General features: G+C 39.7%; 11 protein-coding genes and 1 pseudogene. 11 read left to right on the forward strand and 1 reads right to left on the reverse strand.

What is annotated here, in order from left to right; all coding sequences use genetic code 11:
• Nucleotides 1–176 precede the first annotated feature (176 nt).
• The gene (gene pbpC / locus HZA38_03680; protein MBI5414593.1) at nucleotides 177–2,201 is read right to left on the reverse strand and encodes a penicillin-binding protein 1C; all 2,025 of its coding nucleotides are present in this window, start codon (nucleotides 2,199–2,201) and stop codon (nucleotides 177–179) included.
• Between the two features lie 148 nt (nucleotides 2,202–2,349).
• Here pbpC and HZA38_03685 point away from each other — a divergent pair, with 148 nt between their 5' ends.
• From HZA38_03685 to HZA38_03735, 11 genes and pseudogenes are all read left to right on the forward strand, one after another.
• Nucleotides 2,350–5,004, forward strand: coding sequence for a DHH family phosphoesterase (locus HZA38_03685; GenBank protein ID MBI5414594.1), 2,655 nt, complete (start codon nucleotides 2,350–2,352; stop codon nucleotides 5,002–5,004).
• Nucleotides 5,005–5,194: 190 nt separating this feature from the next.
• Entirely contained in the window at nucleotides 5,195–6,904 is a 1,710-nt protein-coding gene (locus HZA38_03690; protein MBI5414595.1) for a type II/IV secretion system protein, read from the forward strand.
• A 197-nt stretch (nucleotides 6,905–7,101) separates the two neighbouring features.
• Complete coding sequence (gene rsmI, locus HZA38_03695) at nucleotides 7,102–7,794, forward strand: 16S rRNA (cytidine(1402)-2'-O)-methyltransferase (GenBank protein ID MBI5414596.1); 693 nt, start codon at nucleotides 7,102–7,104, stop codon at nucleotides 7,792–7,794.
• A 68-nt stretch (nucleotides 7,795–7,862) separates the two neighbouring features.
• Nucleotides 7,863–8,165 (forward strand): annotated as a pseudogene (rplU, locus tag HZA38_03700) (50S ribosomal protein L21).
• 337 nt (nucleotides 8,166–8,502) lie between these two features.
• Entirely contained in the window at nucleotides 8,503–9,768 is a 1,266-nt protein-coding gene (locus HZA38_03705; GenBank protein MBI5414597.1) for a glutamate-5-semialdehyde dehydrogenase, read from the forward strand.
• A gap of 526 nt (nucleotides 9,769–10,294) precedes the next feature.
• Nucleotides 10,295–11,359, forward strand: coding sequence for a signal peptide peptidase SppA (gene sppA, locus HZA38_03710; GenBank protein ID MBI5414598.1), 1,065 nt, complete (start codon nucleotides 10,295–10,297; stop codon nucleotides 11,357–11,359).
• Between the two features lie 18 nt (nucleotides 11,360–11,377).
• Nucleotides 11,378–12,841, forward strand: a complete 1,464-nt coding sequence (locus HZA38_03715; GenBank protein ID MBI5414599.1) for a PKD domain-containing protein — start codon at nucleotides 11,378–11,380, stop codon at nucleotides 12,839–12,841.
• A 69-nt stretch (nucleotides 12,842–12,910) separates the two neighbouring features.
• Nucleotides 12,911–14,527: a peptidoglycan DD-metalloendopeptidase family protein gene (locus HZA38_03720; protein MBI5414600.1), complete on the forward strand. Its 1,617-nt coding sequence runs from the start codon at nucleotides 12,911–12,913 to the stop codon at nucleotides 14,525–14,527.
• Nucleotides 14,528–14,575: 48 nt separating this feature from the next.
• Nucleotides 14,576–14,941, forward strand: coding sequence for a hypothetical protein (locus tag HZA38_03725; GenBank protein MBI5414601.1), 366 nt, complete (start codon nucleotides 14,576–14,578; stop codon nucleotides 14,939–14,941).
• Between the two features lie 8 nt (nucleotides 14,942–14,949).
• Nucleotides 14,950–16,740: a hypothetical protein gene (locus HZA38_03730; protein MBI5414602.1), complete on the forward strand. Its 1,791-nt coding sequence runs from the start codon at nucleotides 14,950–14,952 to the stop codon at nucleotides 16,738–16,740.
• Between the two features lie 147 nt (nucleotides 16,741–16,887).
• A complete protein-coding gene (locus HZA38_03735; protein MBI5414603.1) occupies nucleotides 16,888–17,367 on the forward strand; it encodes a hypothetical protein in 480 nt (159 codons plus the stop codon).
• The last annotated feature ends 128 nt before the right edge of the window (nucleotides 17,368–17,495 follow it).

Below are 17,495 nucleotides of genomic sequence, written 5' to 3' on the forward strand. Positions count from 1 at the left end.
ATGTTCTGCTTTGAATAGTATGACTGCTCTCGGAATGCCAAAAAGTTACAAAATAGTATGAAAACCTTAGAAAAAGAAAATTGCTCTTTCCTGAGTCTCTATATTATGATTTGTGCAACAAAGCCATTAGGAATTAGGAATCAGGAATGAAGGAGTTCTTATGAGAGAATTCTTCTTTACTGTACGGTAATAATTATTTTTTTACTCTGTCCTCCGAATTTTCCCAGAATTTCGATTTTTCCCACCTGAGGAATCCAAAAAATACTTTTCCCAGTTCCAATTTTTTCTCCATTCACAAACCAATCGATCTCTTGATTCGCGGTGAATTCAAGTTTTTGAGCATCAGGAGGAATATCTCGATTAATTCGAAATGTTTCGCTGGGAAGAGGTGATGTGATACGAAATTTTTCATCTCCTGAAAGGCGCGGAAAAGGATCCTCGCCTTCTTTTTTTTCATCATTTTTCTTTGTTCCTTGGCACAAACGTTTCATCGAAAATTTCTGATTTTTTTCTCTCCCTTGCATCGCCTCTTCCATAATATCGTGAAAAAGTGGTCCTGCTCCAGTGATTCCCGTAACTTCTTCCATCGGGCTTCCATCTGCGTTCCCCACCCATACAAGCACTCCAATTTTTTCAGAAAATCCAACCGTCCAATTATCCCGAAAGTTTCGAGTCGTTCCTGTTTTTGCGGCGACAGCGTAGGAAAAATTCAATGGATTTTTCGTTCCAAATGAATTTATACGAGCCGTTTTATCACTCAAAATTTCTGCAATTTCAAAAACTTTTTCACAATGTGCAATTTCTTTCATTTCGGTATTTTGAGAACTGTCCTCTAAAAATCGAAATGAGAAATTTTTCCCACCACGAGCGAGGACACCATATGCATGAGCCAATTCAGTTGGCAGAATATCAAAACTTCCAAGTGCTGAAGAAAGCCCATAGTCTTCACTCTTTGCAAGGTTTGTATCAATTCCAAAGTTTTTGAGAAATGCAAAAAAACTTTCTTCTCCAATCGTTGACAGAGTTTTTACTGCTGGAATATTCCTGCTTTCGGCAAGCGCTTCCTTAATGGAAATTTCTCCACGATATTCCAAATCATAATTTTTAGGTTCATAGAGAAAGTTTGCAGCACTCTCAAATGCAGAAGGTTCATCCAAAATACGTGTCTCTGGATTCCATCCAAGTTTCTCAAATGCGAGAAGATAGAGAAATGGCTTGAGAGTGCTTCCCACAGATCTTCCAGAAGTAAGAATATTTACTTCACCTTGATGCGCCTTATCCGAAAAATCGGCGTTTCCGACATACGCAAGGACATCTCCCGTTTGAACATCCCACACCAATGCCGCTGCATTTTGAATATGTTTTGAGGAGAGTCTTTCGAGATGAAGCGAGACCAGAGATTCTGCTTTTTTTTGAAGTTCTCCATCAAGTGTGGTTTCGATTTTTCGTTTTCCAGCTCTTATTTGCTCAGAATATTCCTGAGTACTTTGAATCCATGCAGAAAAATGCGCCGCAAAACTTTTTTGTGGTTTTTCGTGAAGAAAAAGAGTTTCCTTAATTGCCGTTTTCCTTTCCTTTTCTGTGATAAACTGTTCTGATTCCATTGCTTCTAAAACAAATTCCTGTCTTTTTTTTACGGCTTCAAAATTCGTAAAAGGATTAAGTCTTTCTGGAGATTTTGGAATTCCTGCAAGAAAAGTTGCTTCCGCAAAATCGAGATTCTCTGGAGATTTCCCAAATATTCTCATGGATGCGCTTTGAATTCCTCGGATGTTCCCGCCGAAACTCACATGATTCGCCCACATTTCTAAAATATTTTCCTTCGAAAATTGTTTTTCAATTTTGAGAGCGAGGAGAGTTTCTCGTATTTTGGCAATGAAATTCCTTTGAGAAATATCTAAAAAATTCCGCGCTACTTGCTGAGAAAGAGTTGACGCCCCGGATACCACTTTTCCCATAAGAAGATTGTCCTTTATTGCCCGAAAAGTTGCGGAGATATCGATTCCGGAATGGGAAAAGAAATTCTTATCTTCTGTCGCAATAATCGCTTGGAGAAAGTAAGGAGAAATATCTTTGATGGGGACGTCCTCCTGCCACATCTCTGTTTCCGAGAGCAAACTCTGAATTCGTTCTCCATTTTTCGTAAAAAGTGCTATACTGCTCTCTTCTCCAAAAAACTTCTCGGGAAGGGAAATGGTCATATATATCCACATGCCCCATAAAAAGAGAGAACACGTTCCCCAGAAAAATGCCCATGATACATTTGACAATTTTATATAAATATGTAAAAATGATAAGAATTATAAATATTCCCAACAGAAATCTTTTCACCATTCACCTGAAATCTCAATGGAAAAATCACATCAAGAAACAGCTCGGCAAATAGCCACCCTCATCCGTGAGAAGCAAAACATTCTCATTGTGACACATGCAAAGATGGATTGCGATGCCCTTTCATCAGCAATATCCCTCTATCTCATTCTTAAAAAACTTGGGAAAAAAGTCACTGCAATATGTCAGGATCCTGTTCCAGACGCATTCAAATTCCTGCCCGATACGGAAGTCATGAACACCGAATTCTCGGGGAATTCCAATTTTATTATTACGATTGATGCTTCCAAGCTTCAGGCAGAGGGAATTACGTGGGAAGTAAAAGGCGATAAGGTCAATATCATTCTCTCTCCCACGGATGAAAAAATTCTCTCTCAAAAAGATTTTTCTTTTTCTGGAGGAGAAGGGAAAAATTTTGATCTCCTTATTTCATGCGATGTTGCTGACATTGATCAGCTCGGAAAAATATATGAAGACAATGTCGAAATGTTTCATTCTCTTCCTTTTATTGTGATCGATCATCATGCTTCTAATGAAGGATTTGGAACGATTAATCATATTGATATTACGAATTCATCGACAACCGAAACTCTCTATGATCTTATTCCGGTGGTAACAGGGAAAGGACATGAATTCATAGATTCCGATATTGCTACTCTCCTTCTTGCTGGAATTATTACTGATACCGGGAGTTTTCAGCATCCAAATACGACTCCAAAAAGTTTTGAAGTTGCTGCGGAACTTATTGATAAGGGAGCCAGGCAACAGGAAATCATCAGGCATCTCTTTAAAACCAAAAAATTGACAACCCTAAGACTTTGGGGGCGTGTTCTTTCAAAAATTAAATATGATCCGATCCATCGATTTATTTGGAGTTCTGTAAATGAGCAGGATCTTTCCGATGAAAAAGCGACTTCAGATGAAGTCGAAGGACTTATTGATGAACTCATGTCCAATGCGCCCGGAGTTGAGGTAGTACTTCTTTTAAAACAGCGAGAAGATGGCGTAGTTTCTGGGTCACTCAGAACAACTACACCAGCGTGCGATGCAACGGTTATTGCGGGAATATTTGGAGGAGGCGGACACCGGCAAGCTGCAGGATTCAAAATTCATGATGCGCAGAGTTTTGAAGAAGTTATCGCGCGTGTGATTCCAAAAATTCAGGAATTTCAGGCAAAAAGGATTGGTCTTCCTCTCGAGAAAAAGCAATTTTCTCTTGAGAACAAGGAGAAAACCAAGAAACCAGTTTCACAAATACCATCAGATCATTCATTAGAGGTGAAATTTCCTGAAACAACTTCTTTAGAAAAAACATCCAATTTTGGAGAAGAGAAAAAGGAGTTGGAAATACTTGAAGATTTCGAAACAAAAAAGGAAATAACGATTGCGAGTAAAAAGACAAAAACTATCGAGAAAAAAGATGATTTTGAGAAAGTACAACTTTCTGAACAAAAAATTCCAAAAGTTTTTCCACAGCAAGGAGTTTCTGAAGAAACTTTGGCTGAAGTAGAAGAACGAAAAAGAGGCGGACAGAAGGAAGAGGAACTTCCAGCGTGGCTCTCAGAAAAAAGAGAAATCCCTGAAGAGACATCCCCAATAATTTCAGAAGAAGCAGAGAAAGAACTTCCGGATTGGCTCACAGAGCAAAAAATCCAAAAGGAAGAAATTCGTACATTTCCTGAGGAAGTGGAAATTTCTCCAAAAGAAAAACCGATCTTTACTTCTCCAACAGTTTTTGAAGTGTCTCCGAAACCTCTGCAATCGGTTTCAAGAGAAATACCAAAATCTCCAGCTTCTCCATTAAAAAAAGAGGTTTCTCAAATACAAAGTGAAGTAAAAATTGACAATTCTCAAAAGCAAAAAAAGAAAGAAAATGGGAAACCTGTAGGTAGTCCACCGCAAACTTCGCAAAAAAAAGCATCACCGGTTCCACAAAATGGACAAAAACCAGCTCCAAAAACGATACCACTAGCTTCTCAAAAAACATCGATAACACCAATCCCTCAAAAAGATGAACAAAAAACAGAAAAACCAGCAGAAATTATGGTGAAACCACAACAGATAAAACCAGTACAGATGGTACCAATTTTCGAAAAGAAAGATGTGCCAAAAGAGGAAAAGAAACCTCCGCAAAAAGTCGAACAAAAAGGATCTCCACTCGGGAATATTCTGGATCCAAATCCACCACCAGATCTCATTCCGCAAGCTCCAAAAAGACCGGCAACTTCGCCACCACCTCCTTCGCAATATCCTCCGCAAATGCCGCAATATCAAACGGGATATTATCCGCCTGGAGCTCCATATGGCGCTCCAGGACAGCAAGCACCACAATTTGGAGGATATCCACCTCCGGGAGCTCCACAATTTTCCCCAAGTGGATATGGTCCTCAGATGGGAGGACAACAACTCGGACAGCAGTCATACGGTGGAGGATATTCGCCGCCGCCACCTCCTCCTGGTCAAGGACAGCAATATGGACAGTCTGGTCAACAGCAACAATCGGGACAATTTTTTGGAGGAGGATACATGCCACCGCCACCTCCGCAGGGACAAGGACAACAATTTGGAGGATATCAACCACCACCACCGCCTCAGGGACAGCAATATCCGCCAGCAGGTTATCCACCGCAGTATCCTCCAGCGCCACCTGGAGGATATCCGCCGCAACGGTAAGTGAGAAATTTTAGATTTTAAATTTTAAATTAATTGCCACAACATCATTCGACAAGTTCGAAAACTCCCCTTCACTTGGAATCAGAAAAAGTGTGATATTATTTTTTGCGGAAAACGTCTTCTTTCTCAGCATAAAATTTGCTATAATAGGGGGAAGATACGTGTATTTTTTTCAAAAATATAAAAACTCGTGGCTGATCCACAACCACCTTCCGGCGCTCAGGCTTCGATAACACATCAAGTGATGTCTTCATCTGACTCAAAAGCAACAGTTATATCTGGGGCAATTTCGGACATAAATCAGGAATTTAAGGAAAAGGAAGTGCAAATGAAGGCGCGAGAACTCGGAATCTCATATATTGATGTTTCGCTTGTTCCTATCAATCCTGATCTTCTCGACATTATTCCCGAGGGAGAATCGCAGAAAGCAAAGATAATTCCATTCTTTCGAGTAGGACAAAAGTTAAGAGTGGCGCTCGTGGATCCTGAAAATTTTGAAACAAAACGCGTCCTAAATGAGCTCAAGGAAAAAAATTACGTGGTAAATATGAATCTCTGTTCTGGAGAAGGTCTCAAAAAAGTTCAAGATGTTTATGCCACGAAGAGAGAAAAAAAGAAGGAAGTTATTGCTGATGTGCGTCAGGAAAATGTGGGAAATATTGAAGCGGTTATCGCATCTCTGGGAGATCTTCCCAAAGTACTCGCAAAACTCAAAAGTGATGAGGCGCTCAATGTCCTCCACAGAGCGGTGCTCAGAATGGGAGTTTCCGATCTCCATTTGGAACCGCAAGCAAATACGTATGAAATTCGAGCACGAGTCGATGGTATTCTCACACTCCTATTTTCAATCCCCAGCGGGAGTTCCGTCATTGATGCTCTCATTAAGCAGATAAAATACAACTCCAGACTCAAATTAAATATAAGCAATGTTCCTCAAGATGGACAATATTTTTTCAAAACAAATGATCGATATGTTGATGTTCGTGTTTCAACTCTTCCCACAAAGAGAGGAGAAAGTGTCGTCCTCCGATTTTTAGATCCTAAAAAAGGTCTTGTCGAACTTTCTGAGTTAGGATTTTCCGATTTTTTGAAAACGAAATTAGAAAAAGTTCTCGAAGCGAGGAATGGACTCATTCTCGTAACGGGACCAACAGGAAGCGGAAAAACAACAACGCTGTATTCCCTTCTTCAAAAAGTAAATTCGTCAGAAAAAAAGATTATTACGCTCGAGGATCCAGTAGAATATCATCTTCCGGGGATTCTTCAGTCACAAGTTGATGAAGAGCAAAATTATACTTTTAACAGTGGACTTCGATCCATTTTGCGTCAAGATCCAGACATTGTAATGGTGGGAGAAATTCGAGATCTTGAAACAGCGGAAACTTCAGTGCAGGCATCACTCACAGGACATATTGTCTTTTCAACTCTTCATACGAATTCCGCGATTGACGCTATTCCTCGATTCTTAAATATGGGCGTCAAAAACTATATTCTTGCTCCGGCGCTTCGAGCGGTTATTGCACAACGTCTCCTAAGAAAAGTTTGCCCAAACTGCGGAAAGGAGCGAGAGATGAGCACTTCTGAGAAAGAAGAAATATTTGAGACGCTCAAAAAAATGAAAAAGCCGGAAGAAAAACTTCCTCCTGTTACTTCCAAAATGCGTGAGGGAAAAGGTTGTGAAGAGTGTTCCAAAACTGGATTTCGTGGACAAATGGCGGTTGCAGAAATTTTGATTATTTCCAAAGAAATGCAAGACGCTATTTATGAAAACTCGTCTACAAAAGAAATAGAAAAGATTGCTATTCAAAATGGATTTCGCACCATGTGGGAAGAAGGAATTTTGGCAGTACTCGAAGGAAAAACGACACTTGCGGAGCTGAAGAGAGCGGTGGGGAAGTAGAGATAATTACGAATGAAAAAATGTGGTAGAGACAAGGCATTGCCTTGTCTCTACGGAAAAAAATAATTCATTTTCTCGTAGAGACGTTGCATTGCAACGTCTCTACCTCAGAATTTCTTCGTTTTTCGTAATTATTAATTCCATTTTCGTATGACATTCCCTGAAATATTATGAGATTATAGATCTTGATTTATTTTATGCATATGCCATCTGGAACTCTCTTTCTCATCGCGACTCCCATTGGAAATCTCGAAGATATAACACTTCGGGCGCTTCGAATTCTGAAAGAATCTGAGGTGATTGCGTGTGAAGACACTCGCCATACCGCAAAACTTCTCTCACATTTTGGTATTTCTGGAAAAACGCTCATTTCATTTCACTCTTTTTCAGGAGGAATGAAAACGGAAAAGATTTTGGAAATGTTGCAGTCTGGCGAAAATGTTGCGCTGTGTTCAGATGCGGGAACTCCCGGAATTTCTGATCCAGGAACAGCACTCGCTCTATCCGCGCTTGAGCAGGGAATTCAAATTCTTCCCATCCCGGGAGCAACGGCGCTTATTCCAGCACTTTCCGCAAGTGGACTTCCGACAGATCATTTTGAATTTTTCGGCTTCTTGCCACATAAAAAAGGAAGACAAACATTGATCAAAAAAATTGTTCAGATTGAACATACGGTCATTCTCTATGAATCGACACATCGAATCGAAAAATTTTTAGAGGAAGCGTTCGAAAATTTTCCTAAAAAACAGTTAGTTCTGGCTCGAGAACTGACAAAAATCTATGAGGAGTTTCTTCGCGGAACTGCTGCAGAGCTTCTCGAAATTCTGAAGAAATTTCCAGAAAAGAAAAAAGGGGAGTTTGTAGTTCTTATCAGCGGGAGAAAGTCCTAAAAGGAAAAGGAATTCCTTGACGTCAGCACCTTGCATTGCTAGAATTCACGGGCTTTTTCGAAGCTTATATGATCGCCGTAATTGAAACTGGAGGAAAACAATACACCGTACAACTCGGAAATGTTCTCAACGTAGAGACTCTCGCCGGAAAGGAAAATGAAAAAATCGTGTTCTCAAGAGTTCTTCTTCTTTCTGATGGAAAAAGCACGCAGATCGGGATGCCATTTTTGGATGCAACTGTTGAAGGAGAAATTCTTTCTCACGGAAGAGGAGAAAAGATTCGAGTGTACAAGATGCATGCAAAAAAGAGATATCAAAAGACACAAGGACACAGACAAAATTATACAGAGGTAAGAATTACAAAAATAGCAGGTGAATCGTATGTTCCTGCAAAATCAGTAAAAAAAGAGAAAATGGAAAAAGTCGAGGAGAAAGAGGTGAAAAAAGAATCAGCAAAGAAATCAGCTCCAAAAAAAGAAGCGCCAAAAAAAGCGCCAGCAAAGAAGACTACTGCGAAAAAAGCGAGTAAGGAGTAGGGGGTTAGAGCGGGAATCGTTCTTAGAAACGCGCGATTATCTATTACGTTTTTTTTGTGAGTGCTCGTCTACGCGTGACCCCCACAAAATTGAAAGCAAAAAATAGATTTTCATCTTTCCTTGAGTTTTTCCGTGAGAAAGGAATAATGGGAAGGCTTTTTGAAGAAGAAATATGGATTTTCGAGATCAAGTACATAAGGCAAAAATTGCATCGCGAAAAATGGCGATTCTTTCCGCTGAAGAAAAAAATACACTTCTTCGAAAAATCGCCATGGCGCTTCGAGAAAATTCTGAATTTCTCGAACGGGAAAATGCAAAAGATATTCATGAAGCTGAAAAAGCAAATCTTGGACCGATGATTGATCGCTTACTGCTGACCAAAGAAAGAATTGAAGGCATCGCTCGAGATACGGAAAAAGTCGCAGAACTCAAAGATTTTGTGGGAGAAGTTCTGTATGAACACACTCATGCAAATGGAATGAAAATTCAAAAAGTGAGAGTTTCTATGGGTCTTATTTGCATGATTTACGAATCTCGTCCAAATGTGACGGTAGATGCGGCAGTTCTTTCGCTCAAAAGCGGAAATGCAGTTCTTCTCAAAGGCGGAAAGGAAGCGATGCATTCCAATCTCGCTCTCATAAAAATTATGAAAGATGCTCTTTTAAAATATTCCGAGGCGATTCAACTTCTGAGTATTTCTCGTGAAGAAATGGGAGAACTTTTCAAGATGAAGGGAAAAATTGATCTCCTTATTCCTCGAGGAGGAAAAGGACTCATAGATTTTGTCACGGAAAATTCTCGAATTCCCGTCATCGCAACTGGCGCGAGTGTCGTCCATACATTTGTCGACGAATTCGCTGATCTCGATATGGCGGTCAACATCTGTGTGAATGAAAAAGTGCGTCGAGTCGCGGTTTGCAATGTTCTCGACACACTTCTTCTTCATGAAAAAATTGCGGAGAAATTTTTGAAAAAATTTACAGAAGCTTTTCACGAAAGTGTACGGATGAGAAAGCATCCGGAAATTGAAATTTTTGCTGATAAAAAGAGTTTTGAAGTTCTCAAAAATCTCAAATATGAGCCGCTGCAAAAAGTCGATTCTGAGAGTTATGATACGGAATGGCTCGACTATAAAATGAGCATTCGAGTAGTTTCAGATCTCGATGAAGCGCTTCTTCATATTCGTGAACATTCTCTCGGACATTCGGAAAGTATTGTTACGATGAATGCTGAAAATGCGAAAAGATTTCTGGATGAAGTTGATGCCGCGTGTGTGTATCACAATGTTTCCACGTGCTTTTCCGATGGCGCTGAATTCGGTCTTGGCGCTGAAATTGGAATTTCCACGCAAAAACTTCACGCTCGCGGTCCGTTTGCGCTCGAAGCGCTGACTTCAACGAAATGGATGGTGAAAGGGGAAGGACAGGTGAGGTGGTAAAGTTAATTACGAATTAAAAGGATCACACGCAAATTTCTCAAATGGAGTGTGGTTTTTACGTCTTCAATCATTCCCTCAAAAAAATCTAGTTTTCTTCTCTCTCTCGTCATGTCGACTGCAGACGCGAAGCATCAGAATATACTAAGAAAAAATGGGGGTGAGTTTTTCTGGAGACATCTCTTGTGACCAGAAAAGGACACTGAATTCAGTGTACAGAAATTGGTAAAAAGAGACTCCTCCATTTGGAGAACTTCTCCTTTCTGCAAAATCTCTCCTGAACTTTAGTTTCTGCGGTCGGAGTGACGGGGGGAGAGGAGGGCGCTCACAAAATACTTTCTCGAAGAGTGTGCCGATTTCTGAGTGTGACTACTTGCAAATTTTATATTTCCCAACCCTATACTTCAAAATTTTCTTTGAGAAATTTGCGTGTTATCCCAAGTCATGGACCCATTGCTAAGTGAAGAATAAGATTTTTTTTATTTTTCTCAGTTTCCGGTATAGTGGTCACGCACTTTTTTTCTAAAAAATGGACGAATCTCAAAAAGCTTTTTCTCAGTCACTCGAATCATCACGCGACGGAAAAGTTCGTATTATTCTCGAAAAAACACTTTCTGAAAAAATCTTTTCCGGAATATGGACGGGAGTGAAAATCCTCTTTTTCCTCGGTCTTTTTTCGAGTTTGTTTACAGCGGCAGAGTATGAAAAGGGTGATCAGAATCTAAAAAAGACGTATTTTGACGCATATTTTTCCGAAGAAGAAAAAAATCCAGATGCGGAAGAGATTGCCGTGATTCCGCTCAATGGTGAGATTGTGGATGTGCCGACAGACACGTATTCTTCCACGTACGAAATTATTACTGATGACGTTATTTTCCTTTTAAATAAAGCTCTGAATGATGAAGATGTTTCTGCAATTCTTCTTCGAATTGATACTCCGGGAGGAACTGCTCTCGCCGCGGATAAAATTGCACGAATGATACAAAAAGTAGAGAAATCAAAACCAGTTTTCGCTCTTCTTGAGGGCAGTGCGACGAGCGGTGGATATTATATTGCGAGCGTTTGCACAAAAATTTATGCGCATCCAGCAACATTTACGGGAAATATTGGAGTGATCATTTCCCTTCCCCAAATTAAAAATCTTTCCGAAAAAATAGGAGTGAATATGAAGTATCTCACCACTGGAAAATTTAAAGATATGGGAAATCCATTTCGCGATATTACCGAGGAAGAGGAGGGTATTTTTCAAGAACTCCTACAAGAAACCTACAATGATTTCGTCGGCATTGTCGCGGAAGGTCGAAAAATGAAATTTGAAGATGTAAAAAAACTAGCGGATGGTCGTATTTACTCTGGCCTTCAGGCAAAAGAAAATGGCTTGGTCGACGATACCGTTCTCTCTTTTGCGGAGGCATTAGAAAAAATCCAAAAAGAAACAGCGATATCGAACATTCAGCCTGTTCTTTATGAAATTCCTCTTTCACCGTTTGAAGAATTTCTTATGAAAATAAAATCCTTCGCTCCTATTCAGAGCATTTCTTCCATTTTGGGAAGCAATGTGATGAGACCAGGGACGAGGGCGATGCTGAAATAAGATTTTTCTCTTCACGAAATGCAAATCTCACGCTTTTGGCCTCTTGCCTTTTTCCTCCTCTGTTTCCCCAGCATCGCTGCTGCAGATCTTGGGGTTTTCCCCGAATCTCTCACATTTGAAACAGAAGAACCACTGGTCGGCAAGCCGATGAAGATTTATTTTTCGATTCATAATTTTTCAAAAGAAGACCTCCGCGGAATAGTCCGATTTTTTGATGGAAAGGAAGAGAAATTTATTGGAGGCGACCAAACCGTTGCAGTTGTAGGAGAACGCGACGATATGCTTTTTACAGAATTTACCCCTTCCGTTTCTGGCGATCACGAGATTGCTGCACGCATTATTCCATGGGATGAAGCGAGTGATAATCCCGATAATAACAAAGTTGCCAGAACTATTTTTATCGATAATGATTTTGATAAAGATGGCACCGGTGACCTGAAAGACATTGATGATGACAATGACGGAGTAAATGATGCGGAAGATACATTTCCGCTGAACGCTTCGGAATGGACAGATACTGATGGTGATGGCGCTGGAAATAATGCGGATTCGGATGATGACAACGATCATGTTCCAGATATTGAAGATGCTTTTCCATTGAATGCTGCGGAATGGGTTGATACAGATCAAGATGGAATCGGCGATAACGCTGATGATGATCTTGATGGAGATGAACTTTCGAATGATGTGGAAAAAACACTCGGAACCGATCCGAAAAAATATGACACTGATGGCGACAAAGTGAACGATGCCAAAGATGATTTTCCTCTTGATGCTTCAAAAACATTTGATACCGATAAAGATGGAACTCCAGATGAAGATGATTCGGATGATGATGGAGATGGAATATCTGATACACGTGATGCGTTTCCCAAAGACGCTTCAGAATCAAAAGATACTGATGCCGACGGAATAGGAGACAACACCGATCCTGACGATGATAATGATGGTCTTTTGGATGAAAGAGAACTTCTCGCGGGAACCGATTCACTTCGTTCTGACACTGATGATGATGGTTTTTCTGATAGTGAAGATGAAGTTCCCACTGATCCGAATGAGCACAAAGATTCAGATCATGATGGACTTGGAGACAATGCTGATCCAAATGATGCCAATGCTGGACCAGTCGTTGTGGTACACACGAGTTCAGAAACTGCAAAAAAGGGACAAAAAGTCTTTTTTGACGCTTCCCCTTCGTATGATCCAGAAGGAAGGTCGTTATCCTACAAGTGGATTCTTCCAGATGGGAGCAGCATGAATTCGGGGCAAATTGAATACATTTTCCACAGATCTGGTGAGCAGACGGTTTCACTCACCGTTACCGATGCTGCCGGTGAATCCAGAACGAAGGATATTATCACCATGGTGGACAGAGATGAATGGGAAAAATATCTCTGGGTATTTATTATTGGCGTATTTGTAGCCGTATTTCTTACTGCAGAAGCAGGAAAGAAGAAGGAAAAAGAAAAAGTAGACGTCTAAGAAAACCCAAGAGGTTTTTATTGAAAAAAATCGGGAAAAAAGGTATACTTATGGGAAACATAAATATCTTTGCCAAATACACCAGTGGTTTCTGCAAAAATCCATAAGATAATTCTTTCGCTCGGGACTACGTTTTTTCTGCTCTTCTCTTTGGGAAGCAGTTTTTTTGTGCTTGCTGCTGATGAATTAACAAAGGATACTCCTCAAAATTCCGCTCAGGATCTGCAAGCAATTCAGAATAAATGGGAAGTTTTTCACGGACAAATTGAAGATCAGTATTCCGATCGGATTCAAAAGAATAAAGATCGGATGGATGCGCTCAAGAAAGAAATAGAGCAAAATCTCCTTATTTTTGGAGAAAAATCGAAAGAAGTGGAAGAAAATGAAAAAATTGTCGAAGAACTCAAACAGAAACTTACCACTCTCAAAGGACAGCTTGAGAGCATGGATCAGCAGATGGAAGTTGCTGAACGAAAAGTTCGCGCTATTCAAGAGCAAATTGCAGCAAAAGAATCTGCACTTCAAAAAGTGATGGAGGAGAAAGAAAAAGTTGTGGTCGAAACTGAATATCAAAAAGACATTATTCTCTCCTACTTCAGGCTCCTCCAAACCGAGTCAGAAAGCCTCTCTCCTGAGAGTGAGAACGGACTTCGGATATTACTTTCGAGTGATTCTTTCACCAAAAGTCTTCGGGATGAAAAAAATTATTCCGCTCTTGAAGTAACTGCGAGGAGAATTTTTCATGATCTCGAACAGGCGATGTCACAACTTGAGGAAATTGATTATTTGTTTTCAGAGCAGAGGACAGAACTCAAAAATCTTTACGCTGAACTTGAGGATGGAAGAAAAAGAGTGGCGGTACAGCAAAATGCCCAGCAAACACTTGTTGAAGAAACATCAGGTGAAGAATCGCGTTTCCAGGCACTTCTCAAGGAATCGAAATCACAAATGGAGCAGAGCTCTCAGCGTATCGCAGAAACGAAAGATGATATCAATTACATCGAGGAGAAACTGAGTCTTTTGGCGGCAGCAAAAAAATCAGATCAGTCAAAAATATCAAAACTCCAAGTTCTCGATGATCTCGAATCGGGAAGTGTAAATTATGATATCGGGAAAGTATTTCTCGCCGAAGATGAAGAGAACAAGCCATTTGCATGGCCTCTTGCTCCGGAAAAAATAACAGCATATTTTCATGATGAAAAATATAAAGATGCTTTTGGAGTTGTTCATAATGCGATTGATATTCGTGCGCCTCAGGGAACTTCCGTTCGTGCTCCTGCGGCGGGATATGTTTTGGAAGTCGCAGACAACGGTTTTGGATACAGTTATCTCATTTTGATTCATAAAAACAATCTCACAACGGTTTACGGACATCTTTCAGAGTTTGATGTGAAAGAAGGAGATCTCGTTCAAGCAGGCGATATTATCGGAAAAAGCGGCGGAGCTCTGGGAACAAAAGGAGCCGGAGTGATGACTACTGGCTCACATCTTCATTTTGAAGTATGGAAAGACGGTGAAGTTCAGGATCCGCTTCTCTATCTTCCGCTCGATGCGCTTCAGCCAGAAGATATTCCAAAGGAATTTCTCATCAAGTCTCTCTTGCAGAATGAAGATTCAACACTTCCGAAAAATGACGTTTCTGACAATACAAAAAGTGATTCTTCGCAAGAGACTGAGGCGGAATAATTTCTAATTTAACCCCGCACTTGATGCGGGGCAAAATTTTTTTCTCCGATGTTTACTCTCCATAATACCGAATTAGAGGCACTTCTTAAACAATCTGTTGTTCTCAGGGCAAAGCTCTCAGAGCAGCAAAGAGAAATTTTTATTGCCCGCGCAATGTCACTTCCACCGCAGGGACAAGGGGAACTTATTACCATGCTTCAAAAAGAAATGGAGGAAATGGGAAAAAATAAAGCGGATGTCGTGCAACGGGATTTAGAGACACTTCATACGTATCAAAAAAACACGAAAAAAACACTTCAAAAATTTGAAAGAGGTACCTTTCATAATGCGGAATCACTCTTCGAAATAGCAGAAGAGAAAAATGAAGAAGATTTACTAAAAAAACTGGATGATATTTCTGAAGAGAAGTCGTAACAAAAACAATGAAACACATACAAAAATTACACTGTTGGCAGAAATGGAGTTTTGAAAACTTTTCGTATGAAAAAAGGAGGATTTTTGATGGCGAAACTCCAGATTCGTCAAAACCAAGCGCTCAATTTGAAGCAAAAGTGGAAGAAGGCTCAGATGCAAAGATTAAGGAACAATTAGAGAAAATTAAAATAGGGGATAAAACTATTGATCTCACTGATAAAAATAAAAAAATTAATACAGCAAATTATTCGTTGGCAATTCAAAAAATCGATATGGCAGCAATGACGACCATTTCTGGCGTTTTTAAAGAAGCATATCCGGGAAGATTGCAAAATAATACTTTGCCTCCAGCGGAACAGCAAAGAGCAGTGCAAGTTATGGAAGGAATACGGGCAAGCGCTCCTGCTCCACATATCGAAAAAGATGGAATAACTCCAGAGAATATTACGGGGTATTTCAACGCGTATCTGAATATTTTCCAAAAGTTTAATTTTGCTGATGTAAATAAAGAAGCTGATGGAAACAATATGCTGCAAAAAGTCAAGAATATAAAAAGTATTCCTTCTGAGGTACAAACCTGGATTGATGCGCAAGGGAAGGATAAATACGTCATCAATACGAGTAACGGAACAATCCTCTATACAAATCCATTTGATGAAGTACTAACATTTGAGTTTAAAACTGGGATCAAAGACATTAAGCCTATTTTTGGGAAGGAAGGAAAAGTGGATGGATTTATCGTTCTCGATGGAGATGGCGACATCAGCGTGTTCAATACAGAAGGAGCGAGTTACATAGAAACTTCAGCCTTAGAAAGTGCGAGAAAAAATAAGAACAGCAATTCTCTCATTACTGAAGGACGGAACGCGGTGTATAGATATACGAACACAGGAAAAACAGTGGAATTTGTTGGGACGGAAGCGTCAGCTCAAGCAACAGGGGAATTTAGCGGTAAAAACATTTCCACTCGCGATGATGGCAGTGTCGAAAACACAGAGAAGATCTTTAAAGAAAGGAAAACGGTAAAAGAAGAGGCAAGAAAAAAGGCTGAGGAGAAAGAAAAAGCGAGCAAAGAGGATATAAAGAATCTTCTTGATTTTATAAAAACTCCTGATGCAAAAGATATAAAGAAAGTTCTCGGGAAAGGATCAGAAATAACAGATTTATCAAAAGCAAAGGAAGCAGGGCAAATAAAGCTCGGAGAAGTTTTGCAGGATCCAAAAAATTATAAAAATTTCCCGAGCGGAACATTCAATATCAAGGCAATTGTTCCTCTGGAATTTCGAAAAGGATTGTTTCTCAAATTGATAAATTCTTATAACATTCCGTATAAAAAGCCTCCAGAAGGAACAGAGAAAGAAATGGATACGATAACTTTAAAAGACGCACGACTTGAATTTGGCTTAGGAGGTAAAAACACCATGAGTTTTGCGGAGGATAACATAAAAATAAATTTTCCAGATTATTCGAAAACAATGCCTCAAGAGATGAATAATCGTGTTGCGCAGTTTATTGTGAATGGCTTAAAGCTTGGAAATGTAGAGCTTCCAACAAATTATGTGATAAAAAGTATGAAAGGAGAAATAACTCGTGGGAAAGCAATCGGGATAGAAATTGTCATTGGAGCAGATGGGCAGTCAGATGCGACGCATGCACTGACATTTATGGAAGAAGGAGTAAAAATTGGTGAGGATTCGACAGTACACAAATATGGCGATGATAAAGCACTCGCTGAGATTCAGAAATGGTTTGAGAAGAAAGAGGAGAAAACAGAAGAAGCTCCAAAACCGAAACCATAATCAATTTTGTAGAGACAAGGCATTGCCTTGTCTCTACCGTCAATATAACGCCACGATACAAAAACACACAAAAAATCTATGTCATTCAATTGGTCTTCTCATTTTCGGCAATTTCTCAAAGAGAAAAAAATATTCCTTGAAAAAAGGATGATTTTTGAAGAAGTTACAGGAAAGAATTGGACTACAGAGGTAAAAACGATTGATGATGATAGGAAGGGAATACGAACAGAATTTTATGATAAAAGGGCGACGTTAAAAAATGCTTTAGAAAATGATGAGACATTGCAAGCAATTACTTGGAAAGGAGGTTTTCAGGAAGTTTCGGCAAAAAATAATTTTCTTTTTGGAGCGCTTTTGCAAGGATTCGGCGGAGACTTGAAGAATGAAAAAACCGATCAAGGAAGAAAAGCATATTTAGTGCTAAAACAACTTGCCGCTCAAAGTTTTAATGTCGATAAATTTTCTCCTGGAGATAAAGTGAAGATTGATGGCGATAAGCTTGTTGTACAGAGGAAAAATGGGAAGACAGAGGAGATAATGTTAGGAGGGATTGAAGTGATTTATGGAAGGGAATCCGGAGAAGAGCCAGTGGTGATTCAAAATGAAATAACTATTCAACTAGTATAATTTCCAATAAATAATTTCATGTATAGTGTCTCTGTAGTTTTTGGTCAGCATCTTGCTTTGTGAATTTCCATTGAATTGTTGATAGACTTTGATTGCGTTGTTTTTGCCAGGCAGATAACTCCTTTTTG

It is taken from the genome of Candidatus Peregrinibacteria bacterium, assembly GCA_016220175.1.
Lineage (GTDB): Bacteria > Patescibacteriota > Gracilibacteria > CAIRYL01 > CAIRYL01 > JACRHZ01.

What these genes read in the sequence shown, in the direction of transcription:
- pbpC (MBI5414593.1), bottom strand. Translation starts at nt 2,201, where the DNA reads ATGACCATTTCCCTTCCCGAGAAGTTTTTTGGAGAAGAGAGCAGTATA.
- HZA38_03725 (MBI5414601.1), top strand. Translation starts at nt 14,576, where the DNA reads ATGTTTACTCTCCATAATACCGAATTAGAGGCACTTCTTAAACAATCT.
- sppA (MBI5414598.1), top strand. Translation starts at nt 10,295, where the DNA reads ATGGACGAATCTCAAAAAGCTTTTTCTCAGTCACTCGAATCATCACGC.
- HZA38_03705 (MBI5414597.1), top strand. Translation starts at nt 8,503, where the DNA reads ATGGATTTTCGAGATCAAGTACATAAGGCAAAAATTGCATCGCGAAAA.
- HZA38_03715 (MBI5414599.1), top strand. Translation starts at nt 11,378, where the DNA reads ATGCAAATCTCACGCTTTTGGCCTCTTGCCTTTTTCCTCCTCTGTTTC.
- HZA38_03685 (MBI5414594.1), top strand. Translation starts at nt 2,350, where the DNA reads ATGGAAAAATCACATCAAGAAACAGCTCGGCAAATAGCCACCCTCATC.
- rsmI (MBI5414596.1), top strand. Translation starts at nt 7,102, where the DNA reads ATGCATATGCCATCTGGAACTCTCTTTCTCATCGCGACTCCCATTGGA.
- HZA38_03730 (MBI5414602.1), top strand. Translation starts at nt 14,950, where the DNA reads ATGAAACACATACAAAAATTACACTGTTGGCAGAAATGGAGTTTTGAA.
- HZA38_03735 (MBI5414603.1), top strand. Translation starts at nt 16,888, where the DNA reads ATGATTTTTGAAGAAGTTACAGGAAAGAATTGGACTACAGAGGTAAAA.